Raw genomic sequence first — 5943 nt, 5'->3', positions numbered from 1 at the left:
GGCCGGGCTGCGGGCCGGGGGCGGTCGGGCCCCCGTGCGGCGGCTGTCCGGGGGTGGGGCCACCGGGGAGGTGCGGGAGCGGATGGTTGCCGGTGCGGCCCGAGCGGGTGCCGCGCGCGAACGCGCCCATGCGCCGGGCGGTCTCCTCGGCCGTGCGCTCCTGGGGCGTCTCGGCGGGCATCGGGGCCGCGGGGCGGCGGTGTGCCGCGGCGCCCGGCTGCCGGCGGCGGCGCTTGGGCAGCCCGCCGGCGGTGGAGCCGGTGACGGCGGAGGCGTCGGGAACGTCCGGGGTGAGGGGGACGTCCGGGGTGATGGAGGCGTCCGGGGCCGGGGGGACGTCCGGGAGGACGGGGGGCACCCCGTCGGTGGGCCGGGCGGCCGGCGGGCCGAGCGGCGGGGGCTCCTGGACGGCGTGCGTCCGCTCCGCGGTGCGCGCGTGCGAACGGGAGGGCTTGCGCGTCGCGCCGTGGCCGTGGGCGGTGCGTCCACGGCGCTGTCCGGTGAGCGGGGTGGTGCTCGGCCCGTCGAGGTCGAGCTGGGTCAGCAGTGCGCTGGGCAGGAAGAGGACGGCCCGGACGCCGCCGTAGGGCGAGCGCGTGTCGACCGAGACGCTGAAGCCGTAGCGCGCGGCGAGCACGCCGATGACGGGGAAGCCGAACTGCGGCGGGTCGCCGAGCCGGGAGACGTCCACGGGGCGCCGGCCGGACAGCATCGCCACGGCCTCCTGCACCTCCCGCCCGTCCATGCCCACGCCCGCGTCGTCGATGACCACGCACGCGCCGTTGTGCACCGGCTGGAGGCTGACCTCGACGGTGGTGTTGGGCTGGGAGTGGCGTGCGGCGTTGTCGAGGAGTTCGGCGACGGCAAGCACGACGGGCTCGACGACCCGGCTGACGACGGCGATCCCGTCCTGGCCGTGCACCCGTACGCGGCGGTAGTCGCGGATGCGCGAGGTGGCGCCGCGGACGACGTCGGTGAGCGGGGAGGCGACGCGCTGCCGTCCGGGCCAGGAGCCGCAGAGCACGGCGATGGCCTGGGCGCGGCGCCCGAACTGGGAGTTGGCGTGGTCGATCTCCAGCAGGTCCCTGAGGACGTCGGGGTTGTCGTGCCGCTCCTGCATCTCGGAGATGGCCAGCTGCTGTTCGTGCGCAAGACCCTGCAGGGCCCGCATGGACGCCTTGAGCGCGGCCTTGGCGGACTGGTCGGCGCGGGCCTGTGCCTTCTCCACGGCCTGGGCGAAGAGGTCCATCACGGACTGGAGGCGCTGGGCGAAGGCGGTGCCGGCGAGCCGCTCGTCGAGCGGTCCGGGCAGGGGCACGTCCTGGCTCACGGCGTCCGCGACGGCGGGCAGCCGGACGGCGACCAGGTGGGCCGTCTCCTCGTCACGCGCCCGGAGGCTGTCCTCCAACTGGGCGACGCGCCTGCGGACTCCGGCGGTGATCTTCCGCTGGCGCAGCAGCAGGACCGCAACGACGGTCAGCGCGATCGCCAGACACCAGATCACCGCCTCCGGTATGTGATGTGACATCAATTCCTCTTGGACGACGGGGGCATGGATCGGAGGGACAGGTCGGTGTCCTGACGCCCCGTCCAGAAGCGGAATACCCGGATCATCCTAACCGTGCAGGTGACCGAGTGTCCGATCTTCGTTACCCATACCGAACTGGCTTACGGCTTGATCATTCGGCGAGCCTAGGGGAGCCGTCGGCGCGAGGAAAGGGAAAGGTGAGGGAGCTCTCGGACGCCGGGGATGCAGGGACCGGGGTGCGGGCGCACCATGAAAGGCGAGGCGGAAGGCGCCACCGGAGGCCGCGCTGCGCGGCGTTCCGCGGTGGCCCGGAGGGCGGAGGCACCTCGTCAGGTCCCGCCCCGGAACGCCACGTTCAACGCCGCCCGCCGGCCGCGGCGCCGGGCACCGGGCCGCAGGTTTTCGGACATCCCCATCCCCCGCGGGCCCCGGTCGGACGGACCGTGGACCGGCAGACGGACGCACTCCCCCACGGCGACTGGAGGGCAGAGTCATGCGCGAACGGAGAAGGACCGGGCGGCGCGGCGCGCCCGCCCTCGCGGTGGCCGGAATCATGGTGGTCGCGGGCCTCGACACCGCCGGCGCGAGCCCACGGGCGCCCCGGGCCGCCGGCGAGGACGCGGCCGCGCCGGCGGGTGCTGCGGCCGCTCCGGCCGGGGCCGCCGCAGCCGGGGCCGCAGCGGCTCCGGTCGCCGGCCCGGACACCTGCGTACCGGGCATGGTCTGGCGCAAGGCGAGGCCGAACGACCTCGTCTGTGTCACCAAACTCTCACGTGCCGCGATCCTGCAGCAGAACACCGAGGCCCCCGCGCACACCAGGGCCGACGGCAGTTGTACGTTCAACTGGGTCTGGCGCCGCGCGACACCCCTCGACCACGTCTGCGTCTCCCCCACCACGGCCGGGATCGTGCGGCAGCAAACGGTGGTGGCGACGAAGTACTGGGCGGCCACCGCCGACAAGAGGAACGGCCAGACGATCACCAAGGACCCGTTCTGGTTCCCGAACGACCTCTACCGGCTCCACAGCATCTTCACCGGCCCGAACCCGCTGTTCGCCGACGTCTTCCAGGCGAGCACGGCGGACGGCACCGGACTCATCATCCACACCAGGGTCGCCGGCGGTCACCAGGAGTTCCAGTTCCGGCGGGTGGGCAACGGCGTCGCCTACCAGAACATCTTCGAGATCGTCGCGCGCCATTCCGGTAAGTGCCTGGACGTCGCCGGCTTCAGCCAGAACGACGGGGCCCGGGTGATCCAGTGGCCCTGCCACGGCGGCGACAACCAGAAGTGGTACCTCCACCGGCGCGCCGACAATCTGTTCGAACTGCGCTCGGTCCTGAGCGACAAGTGCCTGGACGCCGCCAACCCGAACAACCCGGCCGGGACCGCGCCGCCCTTCGGCGCTCCGCTGCAGCAGTGGACCTGCCTCGGCAACCGCAACCAGGCATGGCAGCTCTTCCCGCAGCACTGACGGTCCGGGCCGGGCCCGGGGGGCCGGTCGGCGGTCCGGGGGCCCGGTCCGTCCGGGGTTGCGGATACGGTGGTGCCAAGCGCCGTGCGCGGACGAGGCTCCGGCGGGGCGTATCGCGTCGTACCCACGGGAGCCTTCCCTTGGGGCCGTGAGCCGAAGAAGGAAGATGTGAGCAGGGTGTTGGTGCAGGTCAGCGCGGTAGACCGGAGCACGGGGCAATAGTCATGCATATCGTGATCATGGGGTGCGGGCGAGTGGGCTCGGCCCTCGCGCAGACCCTTGAGCAGCAAGGCCACACGGTCGCCGTGATCGACCAGGACCCGACCGCCTTCCGGCGCCTGGGCTCCGGGTTCGGCGGCCGCCGGGTCACCGGCGTCGGCTTCGACCAGGACACCCTGCGCGAGGCGGGCATCGAGGAGGCGGGCGCGTTCGCCGCGGTCAGCAGCGGCGACAACTCCAACATCATCGCCGCCCGCGTGGCCCGCGAGATGTTCGGCGTCGAGAACGTCGCGGCCCGCATCTACGACCCGCGCCGCGCCGAGGTCTACCAGCGGCTCGGCATCCCCACCGTGGCCACCGTGCGGTGGACCGCGGACCAGATGCTGCGGCGGCTGCTGCCGTCGGGCGCGGAGCCGCTGTGGCGCGACCCCAGTGGCGGCGTCCAGCTCGCCGAGGTGCCCGTCTCGGAGGGCTGGGTGGGCCAGAAGGTGAGCCTGCTGCAGGACGAGACCGGCGTGCGGGTGGCGTTCCTCACCCGTCTGGGCGAGGCCATGCTGCCGACGTCGGCGACGGTGCTGCAGGAAGGCGACCTGGTGCACGTGATGATGCGCACCGACGAGGTCGAGAAGGTCGAAGCGGCGTTCTCCGCGGGTCCTGAGGAGGCGCACTGATGCGGGTTGCGATTGCTGGTGCCGGTGCCGTCGGCCGCTCCATCGCGGGCGAGCTGCTGGAGAACGGGCACGAGGTGCTGCTCATCGACAAGGCCCCCTCGGCCATCTCGGTGGAGCGGGTGCCGCTGGCGGAGTGGCTGCTGGCCGACGCGTGCGAGATCACCTCGCTGGACGAGGCCGCGCTGCAGCGCTGCAACGTGGTCATCGCCGCGACCGGTGACGACAAGGTCAACCTCGTCGTCTCGCTGCTCGCCAAGACGGAGTACGGGGTGCCGCGGGTCGTGGCCCGCGTCAACAACCCCAAGAACGAGTGGCTCTTCAACGAGTCCTGGGGCGTGGACGTGGCCGTCTCCACCCCGCGCCTGATGTCGGCGCTGGTCGAGGAGGCCGTGAGCGTCGGCGACCTGGTGCGCCTGCTGCGCTTCAGCCAGGGCGACGCCAACCTCGTCGAGCTCACCCTGCCGCCCGAGTCCGCCCTGGCCGGCACCCGGGTCGGGGACGTGGACTGGCCGGAGGACACCTCGCTGGTCACCATCATCCGCGGCAACCGCGTGCTCACCCCCAACCGGGAGGACGCACTGGAGGCGGGCGACGAGCTGCTGTTCGTGGCGGCCCCGGCGCGCGAGGAGCAGCTGGAGGACCTGCTGTCGGTGCGCCGCGAGAGCACGGAGGGCTGACCGCCACCGGCGCGCGCCCGTAGCGCAGGACGCAACGCGGAGGGCCCCCGGGACGTCGTCCCGGGGGCCCTCCGCATCTCCGTCCGTCTGCGTGTCTGCGTGTCTGTGTGTCGCGCAACCGGCGTCAGCGCGCCGTGGCGTTCGCCTTCGCCTCGCGCTCGGCCTGCTCGGCCGCCTCCATCTCGGCGAAGACGTCGATCGGCGGCGGCGCCTTCGAGAGGAAGATCCAGGTCAGGTAGACCGAGAGCAGCATCGGCGGGATGCCGAGGGCCACCTTCACCCAGCCCAGCTGGGTGGCGTCGCCCCACCAGTAGAGGGGGAAGAGGATCGCCGACTTGGCGAGCAGGATCAGGCCCCACGCCCAGCTGGCCTTGGTGTAGGCGACCTTGCGGCCCGGGTTGCGGGTGCGCCAGGAGAGGTTCTCCTTGAACACCGGTCCCAGGATCAGACCCATCAGCGGGTAGCCCACGATCGAGGAGACGATGTAGGCGATCGCCAGGCCGAGGCTGTAGAGCATGCCCGGCAGGTAGAAGTTCTTGGCGTCACCGGACATCATCGCGAAGACGGCGCCGAAGGCCACTCCGAAGACGCCGCTGAAGGCGTGCTTGAGGGTGTCCTTGCGGACGAGGCGGGCGAGGCCGAGCACCAGGGAGAGGCCCAGTGCGGCGATCGCCGCGACGTGGATGTCGCGCTTGACCGTGTAGATCGCAACGAAGACCAGGCCGGGGACGGTGGTCTCCACCATGCCGCGCACGCCGCCGAAGGCTTCGAACAGGGCGGCCTCGGTGACCGATCTGGAGTCCGCGCTCTGCGCGTCCTCGGGCGTGCGGTGGTCCGTCGGCTTGTCGAAGGACGGCAACGGCTACTCCTGTCCGAGCGGTCGGAGTTCGTAACGGGGGTTGAACAGCACTCTCCGGCCGCGGCTCATGGATATCCGGCCGGAGGCGATCAGCTTACGGCCGGGCTCGATGCCCGCGATGGAGCGGCGCCCCAGCCAGACCACGTCCAGCGCGGCCGAACCGTCGAACAGCTCGGCCTCCAGGGCGGGCACCCCGGCACGCGGCCGCAGGGTGACGGTCCGCAGCGTGCCGGTGACCTTGACTATCTGCCGGTCGTCGCAATCGCATATGCGCGTGCAGCCCACGGCCTCCGTGTCCTGCTGGAGCTCGGCGTGGTGCAGCTCCTCCTGGGAGGAGGACAGCCGGTCGAGCATCCGGCGGAAACGGCCGGTCGGCCTCTCGGAACGGGGTACGGCACTCATGCCCCCAGCGTACCGGGGCGACCCCGGCCGGGATCAGCACACGCGGCGCCCGCGCGGGGCCCGGAACCGGAGGCACCGCACCGCGCCCCGGCGGCCGTCAACCCCCTGCGCCCCGC

The 5943-nt window shown here is 72.6% G+C and carries 6 protein-coding genes; 3 read left to right on the top strand and 3 right to left on the bottom strand.

The genetic code is table 11. The features are described from left to right. Positions 1-1528, bottom strand: a 1528-nt coding sequence (locus LE181_RS10565) for an ATP-binding protein (protein WP_225660963.1), incomplete at its 3' end; no start/stop codon positions are given. A gap of 493 nt (positions 1529-2021) precedes the next feature. Here LE181_RS10565 and LE181_RS10560 point away from each other — a divergent pair. The 3 genes from LE181_RS10560 (at position 2022) to LE181_RS10550 (ending at position 4566) form a co-directional block, all read left to right on the top strand. Next, the gene (locus LE181_RS10560; RefSeq protein WP_225660962.1) at positions 2022-2999 is read left to right on the top strand and encodes an RICIN domain-containing protein; all 978 of its coding nucleotides are present in this window, start codon (positions 2022-2024) and stop codon (positions 2997-2999) included. A gap of 224 nt (positions 3000-3223) precedes the next feature. Then, the gene (locus tag LE181_RS10555) at positions 3224-3889 is read left to right on the top strand and encodes a potassium channel family protein (protein ID WP_225660961.1); all 666 of its coding nucleotides are present in this window, start codon (positions 3224-3226) and stop codon (positions 3887-3889) included. Next, positions 3889-4566 carry a potassium channel family protein gene (locus LE181_RS10550; protein ID WP_190110468.1) on the top strand — a complete coding sequence of 226 codons (678 nt, stop codon included), beginning with the start codon at positions 3889-3891 and terminating at the stop codon, positions 4564-4566. Before LE181_RS10555 ends, LE181_RS10550 begins: the two co-directional genes overlap by 1 nt. A gap of 124 nt (positions 4567-4690) precedes the next feature. Here the strand turns inward: LE181_RS10550 and LE181_RS10545 are convergent, their stop codons facing one another. Both LE181_RS10545 and LE181_RS10540 read right to left on the bottom strand, forming a co-directional pair. Then, a complete protein-coding gene (locus LE181_RS10545; protein WP_225660960.1) occupies positions 4691-5425 on the bottom strand; it encodes a DUF3159 domain-containing protein in 735 nt (244 codons plus the stop codon). 3 nt (positions 5426-5428) lie between these two features. After that, entirely contained in the window at positions 5429-5827 is a 399-nt protein-coding gene (locus LE181_RS10540; RefSeq protein ID WP_190110466.1) for an OB-fold nucleic acid binding domain-containing protein, read from the bottom strand. Positions 5828-5943 lie beyond the last annotated feature (116 nt).

Origin of the sequence: Streptomyces sichuanensis (assembly GCF_020328095.1) — a bacterium.
In the GTDB taxonomy this organism is placed as follows: Bacteria; Actinomycetota; Actinomycetes; order Streptomycetales; family Streptomycetaceae; genus Streptomyces; species Streptomyces cinnamoneus.
This window is presented reverse-complemented; position numbering and strand designations above follow the sequence as displayed.

Bases quoted from the DNA above. Each gene is read 5' to 3' on its own strand.
- LE181_RS10540 (WP_190110466.1), bottom strand. From the start codon at position 5,827: ATGAGTGCCGTACCCCGTTCCGAGAGGCCGACCGGCCGTTTCCGCCGG.
- LE181_RS10555 (WP_225660961.1), top strand. From the start codon at position 3,224: ATGCATATCGTGATCATGGGGTGCGGGCGAGTGGGCTCGGCCCTCGCG.
- LE181_RS10550 (WP_190110468.1), top strand. From the start codon at position 3,889: ATGCGGGTTGCGATTGCTGGTGCCGGTGCCGTCGGCCGCTCCATCGCG.
- LE181_RS10560 (WP_225660962.1), top strand. From the start codon at position 2,022: ATGCGCGAACGGAGAAGGACCGGGCGGCGCGGCGCGCCCGCCCTCGCG.